A 13831-nucleotide genomic window follows, 5' to 3' on the forward strand; every position below is an offset into this window, starting at 1 on the left:
CTCGCGCTCACCGGGACACCGCGGCGTAGGCGGCGTGCAGCAGGTCGTCGTCCGGACCCGCGAGGATCGCCGGTCTGGCCAACCCGTCGAGCACCACGAAGCGCAGCAGGCTGCCCCGGGTCTTCTTGTCGACGCGCATGGTGGCCAGCAGGCGCGGCCACGCGTCGGCGGCGTACTCCGTCGGCAGATCCAGCGCCGTCAGCACCGCACGGTGCCGCGCCGCCGTGGCCGGGTCCAACCGGCCGGAGAGGCGGGCCAACTCGGCGGCGTACACCAGGCCGACCGACACGGCGTGGCCGTGCCGCCAGCGGTAACCCTCGACCTTCTCGATCGCGTGGGCCAGGGTGTGCCCGTAGTTGAGCACCTCCCGTACGCCCGACTCGCGCAGGTCTCCCGCGACCACGTCGGCCTTGACCCGGACGGCCCGCTCGATCAGTTCCCGGGTGACCGGCCCGGCGGGATCGGTCGCGGCGGCCGGGTCGTCCTCGACCAGGTCGAGGATGACCGGATCGGCGATGAACCCGCATTTGACCACCTCGGCCATACCGGCGGCCAGGTCGGCGGCGGGGAGGCTGTCCAGCGTGGCGAGGTCGGCGAGCACGCCGACCGGTGGGTGGAAGGCACCGACGAGATTCTTGCCGGCGGCGGTGTTGATCCCGGTCTTGCCACCCACCGCCGCGTCGACCATGCCGAGCAACGAGGTGGCCACCGGCACCCAGCGCACCCCGCGCAACCAGCACGCCGCCACGAACCCGGCCAGGTCGGTGACCGCACCACCGCCCAGACCCACCACCGCGTCGGTACGGGTGAAACCCGCCTCGCCGAGCCGGTCCCAGCACTGCGCCGCCACATCGACATGCTTGCCGGCCTCGGCGTCGGGCACCTCGATCGGCAGGGGTTTCACGCCCGCCGCTGCCAGGCCCGCGCCGATCGCGTCGGCAAGTGCCTTCAGCGGCGGCGCGTACAGCACCGCCGTCCGCGTCGCGTCGGGCAGCAGGCCGGGCAGCGCATCGAGCAGGTCGCGCCCGACCAGCACGTCGTACGGCCGTTCGCCGCCGACCGGGATCCGGGTCACCTCGTCCATCGCGGGGAGCCTAGCCCACCCACCGCCGATCCGGCCCGCACCGCCACCGGCTGCCCGAAGGTTGGAACGACGTTTAGCGCTCCGTGTAGCGGGCACGGGCAGCCGGGAGCCACAGGCGAGAGGGAGTCGACATGAACGGGCGGACCATCGACGGCGCCGATATCCGGCTGCCCGCCACCATTCTCGGCCTCGGTCTCGGCGGCTTCGTCGACGGCATCCTGCTGCATCAGGTCTTTCAGTGGCACCACATGCTCAGCAGCACCGGCAGCGACAACATCGGCGTACGCGAGTACCCGGTGGACACCATCGCGGGGCTGGAGATGAACACCCTCTGGGACGGCCTGTTCCACGTGGTGACCTGGGTGGCCGTACTGACCGGACTCGCGATGCTCTACTCGCGGGTGACCCGCTCCCGGGGTCGGCTGTGGCGCTCGCCCATGCTGTGGGGCTGGGCGTTGATCGGGTGGGGTCTGTTCAACCTGGTCGAAGGCATCGTCGACCACCACATCCTGGGCATCCACCACGTCCGCGCCGGCGAACACCAACTCTGGTGGGATCTCGGCTTCCTCGCCCTGGGCGTGGTGCTGATCGTCGTCGGCTGGCTCGTGCAGCGCCGCGCCACCGCCGTCGACGCGGGCGACGACGAGCGGCGGACGCCGACCCGGGGTCGGCAGGGGTGAGTCCGTGAGTCCCCCGCTGGTGGTCAGTCCGGACCTGATCTCGACGCACGGGACCGAGCACGCCACCACAGTCGGTCCGGCACTGCTCTTACCGCTGCTGGCCGGGTGGCTCTACCTGGCCGGCGCACTGCGGCAACGCGCCCCCGACCGGACTGGCTGGAGCCACTGGCGCACCGCGTCCTTCACCGTCGGATGCGCCCTGCTCGCCACCGCCCTACTCATTCCGGCGGACGGCTTCGCCGCGCACATGTGGCAGCATCTGCTGCTCGGCATGCTGGCGCCGCTGGGGCTGGTGCTCGGCGCCCCGGGCATCCTGGCGCTACGCTGCGTCGACCGGCGGGCCGGACGGGCGGCGCTGCGGATCTTGGGTTATCCGGCGTTGCGACCACTGACCCACCCGGTCACCGGACTGCTGCTCACCGCCGGCGGGCTGTGGCTGGTCTACCTCACCCCGCTGTACCGGGCCACCCTCACCAACTCCGCCCTGCACGATCTGGTCAACCTGCACTTCCTGCTCAGCGGGCTGCTGTTCACCTGGTCGATCGCCGGCCCGGAACCCTACCCGCACCGGGCCCGGGTACCGGTCCGCCTGGTGGTGCTGGGTGCGGCGGTGATCGCTCACGCCAGCCTCGCCCAGCTGATGTACGCGGGCCTGCTGGTCGACGTGCCGGCCACCCCGGAGCAACTGCGCGCCGGCGCGACGGTGATGTACTACGGCGGCGACCTCGCCGAGATCCTGCTCGCCCTCGCCCTGCTGACCACCTGGCGTCCCCGACCGCGACGCCGCCGGAGGGCCGGCACCGCCGTCACCGCCGGGTTCTGACCCGGGCCGGGCCTACGCCACCATTCGGCGTCGCCGGAACCCAGCCCTACGACTTCAGCAGGGCGACGATCTCGGCGACGATCTCGTCCGGGGTGCGGCCGTCGGTGACCACAGCGGCGGTGGCGACCTCGGCGTACAGCGGTCGGCGCTGGTCCATCAGGTGCTTGAGGGTGGCCCGGGGGTTTATCGCCAGCAGCGGCCGGCCGGCGCCGAGACCGACCCGCTTGACCGCGTCCGGCAGCTCGACGGAGAGGTGCACCACCAGGTGACCGACAAGCGCGGCCCGGTTCTCCTCGGCCAGCACCGCGCCGCCGCCGAGGGCGAGCACGCCGGAGCAGGAGGCCAGCGCCGCGGCCAGCGCCGCCCGTTCGAGGGTACGGAAGTGCTCCTCCCCCTCGTCGACGAAGATCTCCGGGATCGGCTTGCCGGCGAGGCGTTCGATGTCGGCGTCGGTGTCCCGGAACTCGACGCCGAGCGCCTCCGCCAGGCCCTGCCCGATCGTGGTCTTGCCCGAGCCGGGCGCGCCGACGAGCACACAGACCGGCCGGGTCGTACCGGTCACCGGATCACCAGCGCGTCAAGGTAGCCAGCCAGGTTGCGGCGCATCTCGGCGACCGAGTCACCGCCGAACTTCTCCACCGCCGCCTCCGCCAGCACCAGCGCCACCATCGCCTCGGCGACCACGGCGGCGGCCGGCACCGCGCAGACGTCCGAGCGCTGGTTGATGGCGGTGGCCGGCTCGCCGGTCGTCACGTCCACCGTGGCCAGCGCCCGGTTCAACGAGGAGATCGGCTTCATCGCCGCCTTCACCCGCAGCGGCTCACCCGTGGTGATGCCACCCTCCAGGCCGCCGGCCCGGTCGGTGACCCGGCGGACGCCGGTGGCGGTGGGCATGATCTCGTCGTGCGCCTCGGACCCCCGGGACCGGGCCTGCTGCCAGCCGTCGCCGATCTCCACACCCTTGATCGCCTGAATCGACATCAGCGCGGTGGCCAGCCGGGCGTCGAGCTTGCGGTCCCACTGCACGTGGCTGCCCAGACCCGGCGGTACGCCGTACGCCAGCACCTCGACCACGCCACCGAGGGTGTCGGCGGCCTTCTTCGCGGCGTCGACCTCGGCGACCATCCGGGCGCTGGCCTCCGGGTCCAGGCAGCGCAGCGGGTCGGCGTCGATGCGCGCCGCGTCCTCCGGCTGTGGCCGCAGCCCTGGTTTCACGGCGACCGGGCCCAGCTCCACCACGTGCGAGACGATCTCGATGCCGAGGGCCTGCTTCACCAACGCCTTGGCCACCGTGCCGACGGCGACCCGGGCGGCGGTCTCCCGCGCGCTGGCCCGCTCCAGGATCGGCCGGGCGTCGGTGTGGCCGTACTTCTGCATGCCGGCCAGGTCGGCGTGGCCGGGCCGGGGCCGGGTCAGCGGCGCGTTGCGGGCCTGCTGAGCCAACTCGTCGGGGTCGACCGGGTCGGCGGCCATCACGGTGCGCCACTTGGGCCACTCGGAGTTGCCGACCCGGACGGCGACCGGGCTGCCCAGCGTCACCCCGTGCCGCAGGCCACCGATGATCTCGATCTCGTCCTGCTCGAAGGCCATCCGGGCCCCCCGGCCGTAGCCGAGCCGGCGGCGGGCCAACTCCCCGGCGATCTCGGTGGAGGTCACCTCGACACCGGCCGGCACCCCCTCCAGCAACGCGACGAGAGCGGGCCCGTGTGATTCCCCTGCGGTCAACCAGCGCAACACAGCCATGAGTCTGTCACGCCCGGTGTCGGCCACCCCGCACCGCCCGCCCCGTCCCGCCCTACGGACGCGCCGACCCGGCCCGGACCCGAGCGGGCACGGGCCGGAACCGGGCGAGCGGCGGTCAGATGCCCCGGCCGCGCCGGTGCAGGGTGCGCAGCACCGTGTCGGCGCGGACCACCCGCCCGGCAACCGCCAGGGCCAGGTACGCCCGGGGTTCGCGCGGGTTGCGCCGGATGGTCCGCCGCGCCCAGCGCACCGCGCCCCGGGAGTCCCCCGACGCGGCGTGGGCGAAGGCGATCTGTCCGGTGACCCGGGCCTGCCCGGCCGGTTGGCTGGCGAACTCGGGATAGCGGTCCAGCAGCCACTGCAACGCCTCCGAGATGGTGTCCCACCGCTGGGCGAAGTACGACCGCTTGTGCCAGCGCACCGTCACGTACGGGGTGCGCAGGTTGACAAGTGGGGCGCTGCGGGCGGCCCGGAGCAGGAACTCGTAGTCCTCGGCGTAGCTGCCCGGGATCTCCTCGTCGACGAGCCCGAACCCGTCGCGCAGCGCCGCCGCCCGGATGACGAAGGTCGACGGGTGCAGTTCGGTCATCCGGTCCCGCAACAGGTCGGACAGGCTGATCGAGTCGCGGTCCAGCACCCGCTCGACGGTGTGCCCGTCGTAGCTGACCCGGATGCCGCAGCTGACGAACTCCGCACCGGGCACCGCGTTCAGGGCGTCGACCTGGGCGCGCAGCTTGCCGGGCAGCCACTCGTCGTCGTCGTCGCAGAAGGCGATCAGCTCACCGGCGGCGGCCAGGGTGCCCGTGTTGCGGGCGCCGGCCAGGCCCGGGGTGCGGAGGTTCGTGACCACCCGCACCCGCCGGTCCGGGGTGGACAGTTCGGTGAGCGACGGGTCCGGTTCGGACTGGTCGTACACCACGACCACCTCGACCCGCCCCGGATAGTCCTGCGCCACGATGGCCCGTACCGCAGCCCGCAGCAGCTCCGGCCGGTTGCGGGTGGGCACGACGGCGCTCACGCTCGGGTACGGGGTCACGGCTTCCGCCTTCCGTTCGGGCCGGGTCCGCGCCACGGCCGCCACCAGGGTCGGTGGTGCCGTTGCGCGGCGGCGGCCACCAGGTCCTCGACGATCACTCCCACCCGCCGCACCGCGGCACGTCGCCCGTCGGCCGCAGCGGCGTCCACCGCCACGGTGAACCGGGCTCGGTCCGCGAGACCGGCGGTCAGGCTGTCCAGCAGCTCCTGCCGGGACTCGCAGAGCGCCACCAGGCCGGCCGAGCCGAGCCGACGGGCGAACAACAGCTGATGGTCGTCGACATGCTCACCACGGGCCGGGTCGCGAGGTACCACGATCGGCAGGTGCCCGTGCCGGCGGGCCTCCAGGATGGTGGCCGGTCCACCGTGGCAGACCACCAGGTCGGCGCGGGCCATCGCGGCCTGCAACTCGGCGTGGCCGAGGAACGGCACCGCGTCGGGCAGGTCGTCGGCGCGGGTGTGTCCGTGCTGCACGGTCAGCACGACCTCACCGCCGACCGTGCCGTGCCACTGGGTCAGCCAGCTGACCAGCCGGTCGAACGGATGCTTGTCGGTGCCGACGGCCACCAGCACCTGCGGCCGGCCGTCGGGGCGCGGCTCGCGCGGCTCCGGTACGCGTACCGTCGACTCGTCGGGGGCCGGGCGGGGCCGCACCGGCGTGGCCCGGTGCCCGTCGCCGGGCGCGTCGCCGCTCACAGCAGCGTCCCCACGACTGTGGCCTCCGGGTACTGCCGGCGCTGCTCGTCCCACTGCACGAGCATCGCCGACAGGAACGGACGGCACAGCCGGGCGGTGAGCGTCGGTGTGTCTATCCGGTCGTAGACCTCGATGTAGACGGTCGGGATGCGGCGCAGCCGGGCGAGCACCACGAACGGCACCGCCACGCCCGCGCCGGTGGTGACCACCGCGGCGACCCGCCGCCGACGCAGCACCCGGGCGGCCAGCCACGCGTTGCGCAGCAGGTTGCCCAGGTTGCGGGTGGTGGGATGGTACGCCGGAACGACGTCCTCCCCGGCGAGCAGCGACAGCGCCTCCGGCGTGTCGAAGGTGACCCAGCATCGTCGCCAGGTTTCGTACCAGGGCCGCAGCGCCAGCAACTGCGCCAGGTGCCCTCCGCTCGAACCGACGAGCAGCAACACCGGCTGCTGGTCGGCTCCCTCCATGGTGTTGTCCACGCGACTCCCCACAAGTCCGCTTGACGTGTCGGTCAGCTGTGTCGTTTCTCGATGGTGTCCAACAGGGCGGGATGCAGCGCCGGATTCCAGCCGGCACCGGCGTCCGCCAGTCGCCAGGTCCGCAGCCACATCTCCACCAGGTAGGCATCGGCCACCAGCCGCTGCCGTGCCCGGTCCAGTCCCAGCGCGCCGCCGTGCCGGTCCAGCCAGGTGTCGACCTGCCGCGCCGCCTCGGCGGCCGGTTCACCGCGCAGCACGAGCGCGCGCTGGAACGCGTCGTGGGCCAGGTCGAACCCGACGGGCACGTCCGGCGCGCTGTGTTCCCAGTCCCAGGCGATCAGGTCCCCGCCGTGCCGGCCGAGGTTCCACGGCACCCAGTCGCCGTGCCAGTGGCCGAACTCGACGGCGACGTCGCCGTGCCGGCGGGCCAGACCGGCGACGGCCGCCGACGCACGGTCACCGACGGTGTCGGCGGCGCGCCGCGCCTGCGCGGTCAGCCGGGTCAGGAACGGTGAGTCGGCAAGCGGCCGGGGCCGGTTCGGTGGGTGACCGCGTCGGGCCACCGCGAGCAGCGCCGCGAGGTCGGGCGGTGTGTCGACGGGAACGCCGCGGATCCGGGCCGGCAGCGGCTCGACCACCGCCACCGTCTGCCCGGACCACGCGAACGTGGTGAGCAGCCGGGTGGTGCCGGGGTGTCCGGCCGTCCCGGCCAGCCCGGCCACCTCCCGCAGCGCCGCGGCCTCGGCGGCGACAAGCGCCCGGGTCGCGTCGTTCCAGCCGATCTTCGCGTACCCGCGCGGCTCACCTCGGCCGTCGAACAGTTGCAGCGTCGGCTTGTGGTTCGGGTCCGGTGGGCGTACCCCGCAGGCCGCGTGCACGGGTGCGCCGAGTTCGGCACCGACCCGCTCGGCGAGCAGCACCTCCGCCGGGTCGAGCCCGACCGGCACCGCCACGGTCAGCACCGGAAAGGGGGCCCGGTCCACCGCGCCGGCCCGGGCCGCCACGCCGAGCACCGCCCGCACCGCCCGCAGTTTCGCCGGACGCAGGGCGTTGTACGACAGCAGCGCCGCCGCGGCGACCCGGGGGCAGCCCAGCGGCAGCAGGAAACGGGCCCGGGCCACCGACGGCACCACCGCGTACCGGGCCACCACCGTGTGCCCGGCCGGAGGATCGGCGTTCACGGTCACCGCGACCCGGGAGTCGGAGAAGACCGCCCGGGTGACCCAGCCCAGCCCGTCGTCGCGGCACCGAGGGTCGTCCGCGGTGGTCGCCGAGGCGGTCACGCGACCTGATCCGGCCAGTCGAGCCGCAACCCCAGCCGCTGCCGCAACGCCTCGTTGTGCGGGCGGTAGTACGCCGTCAGCTCGGCGCGCAGCGCCGGCTCCAGCGGTGCCGAACGCCTGTCGTTGTAGACCTTGAAGTCGGGCAGGTCAAACGGGGGCAGACCGAGGAAGTCCAGGGTGCGCTGGTAGGTCGCCCGCGCGTCGGCGTACAGCTCCTCGCTGGGCAGGAAGAGGATCTGGCTGCGGTCGAAGCGTTCCAGCCACGGTTGCAGGTGCTCCAGGTACCGGCCCCGGGCCCGGTAGGTGTACCAGTCGTAGGGCTCGCTGAAGTGGTTCGGCTCGGCGATCAGCCGTTCCCGCTCCCCCGCCGTGCGCTCCGCCTCGGCGGCCAGCGCGGCGGCGAAGTCGAGCGGCTCGACCCCGTTGGTCCGCCGCTCCTTCCAGTGCGAGTAGGCCCGCTCCACCGGGTCGCGCAGCAGCACGATCAGCCGTACCGAGGGCATCAGCGCGCAGACCCGCTCGGCGGCGAGCGGGTGGAACATGTACAGCGGGGCGGCCTCACCGACGCGGACCGGGCCGCCGTGGCGGTTCTCCAGCGTCTCCCGCTGCCGCAGGGTCGGGAAGTGCGAGCGGTACCACGCCTCGCCGCGACTCCAGTGCTCCTCGAAGTAGTGCGAGGACTTCGTGTTCCAGGCCGGGAAGAGCCGGGGCACCAGCGGGTGCTGGATCAGGTAGTTCCACAGCGAGGTGGTGCCGCCGCGTTTGGTGCCGATGATGAGGAAGTCCGGCAACGGCCGACGGTCGCTGGTGCGTACCCCGTAGTCGACGAGGCTTTCCCGTACCCGGTTCGTCACCTGGGTGGGCACCAACTGCTTCACCCGGTCGCGAATGGACGACACGACGAACTCACCTGCCCTTCGACGTCCGTGGCGGGTCGCCGGCCGGCGACCCGCCACGGATCTGCACCATGGTCACCCGGATGCCACGTCGCACCCGGGACAACGTCAACAAGCCGACGCAGACGATGGCGAGCGTCGCCACCGCGAGCACGAGTCCCGTGATGCCGCGTCCGGCCACCGCCAGCCCGGCCACCGCCGCCAGCCCGACCCCCGCCACGGTGACCGCCGCCGAGGCCAGCATCCGGGTGTCCACCAGGGATTGGCGCACCACCAGTCGGGCGAAGGTGGCCGCGCCGAGGTTCTCGGTCACGATGCCGGCGGCCCAGGCCACCGCCGCGCCGGTCGCCCCGTGCTCGGGGATCAGCGCCAGCCCACCACCGACGGTGACCAGCAGCCCGGCCAGCGCCGCCGCCAGGTGCAGCCCGCTGCGCCCACCCATCAGCAGCAGGCTCTGCACGTTGCCGACCCCGGTGTTGACGAGCATCGCCACGGCGAGCACCGTCATCGCGGCGGCGCCGGTGGTGAACTCCGGGCCGAACAGCGCCAGGAAGGCCGGTGCGAAGACGGCGAGCAGCAGGTACACCGGCCAGGACAGGACCAGCCCCCAGCTGGTCAGCCGCCGGTGCACGGCCGCCGCGGCGGCCCGCTCGCCTCGGCCGAGCAGCCGCGACAGTTGCGGGGAGACGGCCACCCGCAGCCCCTGCATCGCGAGTTGACCGGCGAGGACGTAGCGGCCGACGGCACCGAAGACACCGGCGTCGGCCGGGCTGGCCAGGGCCGAGGTGAGCAGCACGCCGATCCACATGCTGCCCGCGTCGATCGCCGCCGACGCGGCGCGGGGCAGCGCGAACCGCCAGAACGTGGACCAGTCACCGGGCTGTGGACGCAGTTCGGCGCCGGCGCCGATCCCGAGCGGCCCGGCGACCAGGATCAGGCACACCAGCAGCGCCACGGCGGCGGGCACCAGCCAGCCGGTCATCCCCGCCAGCAGCCCGCCGCCGGCGAGCACCGCCGCACCGACGAGCAGCGGCCGGGCGATCGGCAGCAGCAGGAACTGCACCGAGACGTAGGCCCGCATCGGGCGTACGCAGCGTACGGCGGCCAGCAGCAGGTTCATCGCGACCACCACGGGCACCGCCGCGAAGGTCACCACCAGCAGCGGCTCGCCCGCCGGGCCCAGCAACCGGCCGGCGAGCGGCCCGGCGACCAGCGCCCCGCCCACCGCGACCAGCACGGCGACCAGCAACGGTGGGATCAGGGCGACCGGTAGCACCCGGGCGCCGTCGCCGGTGGCACCGGCCCGTCGCCGGGGCAGCGCCCAGATCAGGCCGGTCTCCGCGCCGAGGGTGCAGATCGCGGCGGCGACTGTCACCACGCCGATCGCGGCGAAGAACGCGCCCGCCCCGGTGGTGCCGTAGCCACGGGTGATGACCACCGCGAGCACGAAGCCGAACAGGCCGCTTGTCGCCGCGCCGAGCAGCCCGGCCACTCCGCTGCGGGTGCTGCGCCGGGTCTCGGCCCCGTCGTCCGCCGCCACACCAGGCGTACGCCCCGGTCCCTCCCCCGTCGGAGGGCTGGTGATCGCCGTCATGCCGGCATCACCGCCGCCGGCCACGACAACCCGCCGGGCGTGGTGCGGCGTTCCCGTTCGGAGAGGGCGAACGCGACGGCGACCGCGAAGAAGGCCACCGAGAGGTTCTGGTTGGCCATCCCGTAGAAGGGCACCTGCACCAGGCAGATCACCGGGACCACGGACAGCCACTGACCGGCGGCCGATCGGCCCCGGGCGCAGATCAGCGCGGCGGCGACGAACCAGGCCAGGAAGCACAGCAGCGCCGGCACGCCGTGGCTGAACAACACCATCCACAGCTGCCCCTGGGTGCCGATCGGGGCGTCGGCGGAGACGGTGTCCACCTCCATCGGCGCGCCGTACCCCAGCCAGGGCGAATCACCCACCCGGCGCAGCACCTCGCTGTAGAGCGAGAGCCGGTCGGTGTTGGTGTCGCTGGACTCGACCCGATTGCCGATCAACTCGGCGACCGGGATGAACAGGCTGGCGACACCGCCGAGCACCACCATCCCGGCGATGGACCCGGCCACCCTGATGTTGCCGCGCAGCGCCGCGCGCACCCCGAGCACGGCCAGGCCGACGCCGAGGCTGAGGAACATCGCGCGGTTGAGCGTGAGGAACGCCGGGACCAGCGACACCGGCAGCGACGCCAGCAACGCCCAGCGCAGCAGGCCACGCCGCCGCAGCATGGTGTACGCGACCACGCACGGCAACGTCATCGCGTACGCGCTGCCGTAGTTGTTGGTGTACGCGTACGGTGCCGCCGGCCGGTAGATCGGGTTGAGCGACCGCTCGCTGTACTCCGCGGTGTTCAGGTGGATCATGTCGCTGATGAACGGCACCCCGGACACACCCGGCGGCAGCAGCACCTCGACCGGGGTGGTCATCTCGAAGCGTGGGATCAGCACGCCGAGCCACCCGAGTGCGACGAGTCCGAACCAGAACGCGCACAGCGGCACCAGCACGACTGCCTGGTCGGGGCGTTCCCGGGCGACGGTGTAGACGTAGACCGCGACGACGAGTGCGGTGAGGTAGAACGCCAGCCGCAGCACGAAGGTCGGCAGTGAGGTGGCTGACACCAGCCGGCTGGCGCTGACCACCGCGAGGGCCAGGAACAGCAACCAGATCCCGGTGGCGGGCGGCAGCGACACCCGACCACGGGTGGCCAGCAAGGTGAACAGCAGGGCGCCCAGCAGCGGCCAGCCGAGGTAGAAGCCACCGGCCACCCACCAGAGTGGGACGAGCCCGAACATCGCCGCCAACGGCCACAGCGGCAGTCGGGGCGGCACGGCCGGCGCGGGCCGGGTGGCGGCGCTGTCCGGTAGCGGCGGCTCGGTGGTCGCCGGGGCACGGGTGACCGGCACGCGTCAGCTCCGCCCGCTGCGGCACAGCACGAACCCCAGCGGGTTGACCCCGGCCGCGCGCAGCCGCTCCGCGAGTCGGCGCAGGTCGGCCTGACGGGTGCGGTCGCGTTCGACCACCACCACGGCGGTGCCCTGCCGGGCCACCGCCACACCCCGCTCGTCGGCCTCGGCCGGCGGGGCGTTGTACAGCACGAGGCGCTGGTCGGCGCCCTGCCGCCAGGTGCCGAACCGCACCGTGCCGGCGCCCACCACCACCTGTTCGTCACCGGTCGCCCGGCCGTTCTCGGTACGGCCGACGGACTTGGCGACGCGGGGCAGGGTGAGGGTGGCCTCCGGGTCGGTCGAGGGTCGCGCGCCGACCGGATGTGGGGATGGACGTCGGGTGATGACCTCGGTGGGACCGTCGTCGGCGTCGACGTCGGTGGGGGCGGTGCGGGGCTTCGGTACGACCGGCCGGGTCGGGTCGATGCCCGCCGGCAGCCGTTCCCGGTCGGCGAGCACCGCGGCCCGCAGCCGGTCGGCCCGGCCGCTGTCGTCGGCGACGAACACCTCCCGGCCGGCCACGGCGAGGGCGACGGCGAGCCCGGCGGTGATCGCGGTGGCGTCCTCCCGGGCGGTCACCACGGCGACCCGGGCGGGTTGGCGCACCCGTTCGGCCACGGCCATCGCGACGTAGCGCACGTCGGCGTCGACCGCCCGGCCGCGCAGCCCGGTGCGACGCACGGTGCCCAGCAGCGGCAGGCCGGTGGTGTCCCGGGCATCGGCCACGCTGCGGATACGCCGGTCCACCGACTCCCACAGGAAGGCGAGCACCAGCCCGATCACCGTCCCGCCGAGCAGCCCACCGGCCAGCAGCAGCGTCGAGCTGCCAGCCGTGGTGGCCAGCGCCCGCTCGGCGCTGCGGGTGACCCAGCCCGGGTTGACGTCGACCGCGGCGATCTCGGTGCGGGCGGAGCTGAGCTGGGTGAGCTGGTTGTTGATTCCGGCGAGTTCGGCGACCGCGGCGTCGGCGGCGGAGCTGTCCCGGGCGTTGTTGATCCTGCGTTGCACGGTGTTCCGCTGGGCGACGATCTTCTCGATGCTCTCGTCGTACGACCGCAGCATCTCCTCGCGTTGCTTCTCGTACATCCCGCGCCGGATGTCCAGGTAGCTCTGCGCCGCCAGGTTGGCGCCGGCCACCGCCCGGTCGGCGTCACCGGCCTGGTAGATGAAGCGCAGGATCTGACCGCCCGCCGGCACCTCGACCTCCAGGGCGTCCCGGACCGTCCGCTGGTCCGAGTCGAACGCGTCGGCGAGCTTCGCCACGACCTCGGTGCCGGTGGCGATTCCGCTCTCCACGTTCATGTTCACCGCCCGGTCGGCGGCGGCGCCGCTGGGCGTGAAGGCGTCGGTGACCACCGGCCGGACCGCCACCACCGCGTTCGCCGTCACCGCGGCCGGTGCCAGCAGCACGTAGCCGAGCGCGGCGAGCAGTCCGCAGAGGGCCGCCGCCGCGACCAACCGGATCCGGTGCAGCGGCACCCGCACCATGTCGGTGATCGTGACGCTGCGGGTGGAGGAGGTGGCGACCTGGCCGTCGCCGGTCCAAGCGCTGGGCGCGGCATCAGTCATGGAACTTCTTCGCTATCTGTTGTGGATTGCCGATCACCACGGCCCCCGGCGGCACATCGGCACGGACCACGGTCGCGGCACCCACGACGCTGTCCCGACCGATCCGCACACCCTTCATGACCAGCGCGTGCGCGCCGATCCACACGTTGTCCTCGACGGTTATCGGGGCGCGGGTGGCCGCTGTGGGCGGATCGTGACGGCGGTCGGGGGCCAGGTTGTGGAAGTCGTTGTCGAGCAGTTCGCAGTCCGACAGCAGGCACCGGTCGCCGATGGTCACCGAGGTCCAGGTGCCGATCCAGGTCGCGTTGAGCAGGCAGTTCGCGCCGACGCGTACCTCACCGGGCCCGGCGAAGCGGACCAGCTTGTTCACCCGGGTGTGCTCGCCGATGCTGACCCGTACGCCGCGTCGCAGCCGGATCCGGCCCCGGATCTCCACCCCCTCGCCCAGGTGCAGGCGCGGGTAGCGCAGCCGGTACCAGCCACGCTTGACCGCGAAGACGGTACGCACGACGAGTCCACGTCGGATGCCAGTCAAGGACACTCCCCACCTTCCTCGGGTCGACG

Annotated in this window: 14 protein-coding genes; 2 read left to right on the forward strand and 12 right to left on the reverse strand. The window is 73.4% G+C overall.

What is annotated here, in order from left to right:
- Positions 1–7: 7 nt before the first annotated feature.
- Positions 8–1084 carry a 3-dehydroquinate synthase gene (gene aroB, locus CLT74_RS11360; RefSeq protein ID WP_099846502.1) on the reverse strand — a complete coding sequence of 359 codons (1077 nt, stop codon included), beginning with the start codon at positions 1082–1084 and terminating at the stop codon, positions 8–10.
- A gap of 131 nt (positions 1085–1215) precedes the next feature.
- Here aroB and CLT74_RS11365 point away from each other — a divergent pair, with 131 nt between their 5' ends.
- Together CLT74_RS11365 and CLT74_RS11370 are read left to right on the forward strand one after the other, a co-directional pair.
- The gene (locus tag CLT74_RS11365) at positions 1216–1764 is read left to right on the forward strand and encodes a DUF2243 domain-containing protein (protein WP_099846503.1); all 549 of its coding nucleotides are present in this window, start codon (positions 1216–1218) and stop codon (positions 1762–1764) included.
- Between the two features lie 4 nt (positions 1765–1768).
- Complete coding sequence (locus CLT74_RS11370) at positions 1769–2587, forward strand: cytochrome c oxidase assembly protein (RefSeq protein ID WP_486582243.1); 819 nt, start codon at positions 1769–1771, stop codon at positions 2585–2587.
- Between the two features lie 46 nt (positions 2588–2633).
- Here CLT74_RS11370 and CLT74_RS11375 read toward each other — a convergent pair whose 3' ends face one another.
- The 11 genes from CLT74_RS11375 to CLT74_RS11425 all read right to left on the reverse strand — a co-directional run bounded on the left by CLT74_RS11375 (position 2634) and on the right by CLT74_RS11425 (position 13802).
- The gene (locus tag CLT74_RS11375) at positions 2634–3149 is read right to left on the reverse strand and encodes a shikimate kinase (RefSeq protein WP_099846504.1); all 516 of its coding nucleotides are present in this window, start codon (positions 3147–3149) and stop codon (positions 2634–2636) included.
- On the reverse strand, positions 3146–4324 hold the full coding sequence (aroC, locus tag CLT74_RS11380) for a chorismate synthase (RefSeq protein WP_099851772.1): 1179 nt from the start codon (positions 4322–4324) through the stop codon (positions 3146–3148). Before aroC ends, CLT74_RS11375 begins: the two co-directional genes overlap by 4 nt.
- A 121-nt stretch (positions 4325–4445) precedes the next feature.
- A complete protein-coding gene (locus tag CLT74_RS11385) occupies positions 4446–5366 on the reverse strand; it encodes a glycosyltransferase family 2 protein (protein ID WP_099851774.1) in 921 nt (306 codons plus the stop codon).
- Positions 5363–6019 (reverse strand): glycosyltransferase, encoded by a 657-nt coding sequence (locus CLT74_RS11390; protein WP_099851777.1) that lies wholly within the window; start codon positions 6017–6019, stop codon positions 5363–5365. Before CLT74_RS11390 ends, CLT74_RS11385 begins: the two co-directional genes overlap by 4 nt.
- A gap of 38 nt (positions 6020–6057) precedes the next feature.
- Positions 6058–6528, reverse strand: a complete 471-nt coding sequence (locus CLT74_RS11395; protein WP_099851779.1) for a UDP-N-acetylglucosamine--LPS N-acetylglucosamine transferase — start codon at positions 6526–6528, stop codon at positions 6058–6060.
- Positions 6529–6572: 44 nt separating this feature from the next.
- The gene (locus tag CLT74_RS11400) at positions 6573–7823 is read right to left on the reverse strand and encodes a hypothetical protein (protein WP_099846505.1); all 1251 of its coding nucleotides are present in this window, start codon (positions 7821–7823) and stop codon (positions 6573–6575) included.
- The gene (locus tag CLT74_RS11405; protein WP_099851782.1) at positions 7820–8722 is read right to left on the reverse strand and encodes a sulfotransferase domain-containing protein; all 903 of its coding nucleotides are present in this window, start codon (positions 8720–8722) and stop codon (positions 7820–7822) included. The genes CLT74_RS11400 and CLT74_RS11405 overlap by 4 nt, the downstream gene beginning before the upstream one ends.
- 7 nt (positions 8723–8729) lie before the next feature.
- Positions 8730–10313 (reverse strand): lipopolysaccharide biosynthesis protein, encoded by a 1584-nt coding sequence (locus tag CLT74_RS11410; RefSeq protein WP_099851784.1) that lies wholly within the window; start codon positions 10311–10313, stop codon positions 8730–8732.
- Positions 10310–11656, reverse strand: coding sequence for an O-antigen ligase family protein (locus CLT74_RS11415; protein ID WP_486582244.1), 1347 nt, complete (start codon positions 11654–11656; stop codon positions 10310–10312). Before CLT74_RS11415 ends, CLT74_RS11410 begins: the two co-directional genes overlap by 4 nt.
- Positions 11657–11659: 3 nt before the next feature.
- Positions 11660–13267 carry a lipopolysaccharide biosynthesis protein gene (locus tag CLT74_RS11420; RefSeq protein ID WP_099846506.1) on the reverse strand — a complete coding sequence of 536 codons (1608 nt, stop codon included), beginning with the start codon at positions 13265–13267 and terminating at the stop codon, positions 11660–11662.
- Positions 13260–13802 carry an acyltransferase gene (locus tag CLT74_RS11425; RefSeq protein ID WP_099851789.1) on the reverse strand — a complete coding sequence of 181 codons (543 nt, stop codon included), beginning with the start codon at positions 13800–13802 and terminating at the stop codon, positions 13260–13262. Before CLT74_RS11425 ends, CLT74_RS11420 begins: the two co-directional genes overlap by 8 nt.
- Positions 13803–13831: the final 29 nt, after the last annotated feature.

This window comes from Verrucosispora sp. CNZ293 (genome assembly GCF_002754655.1).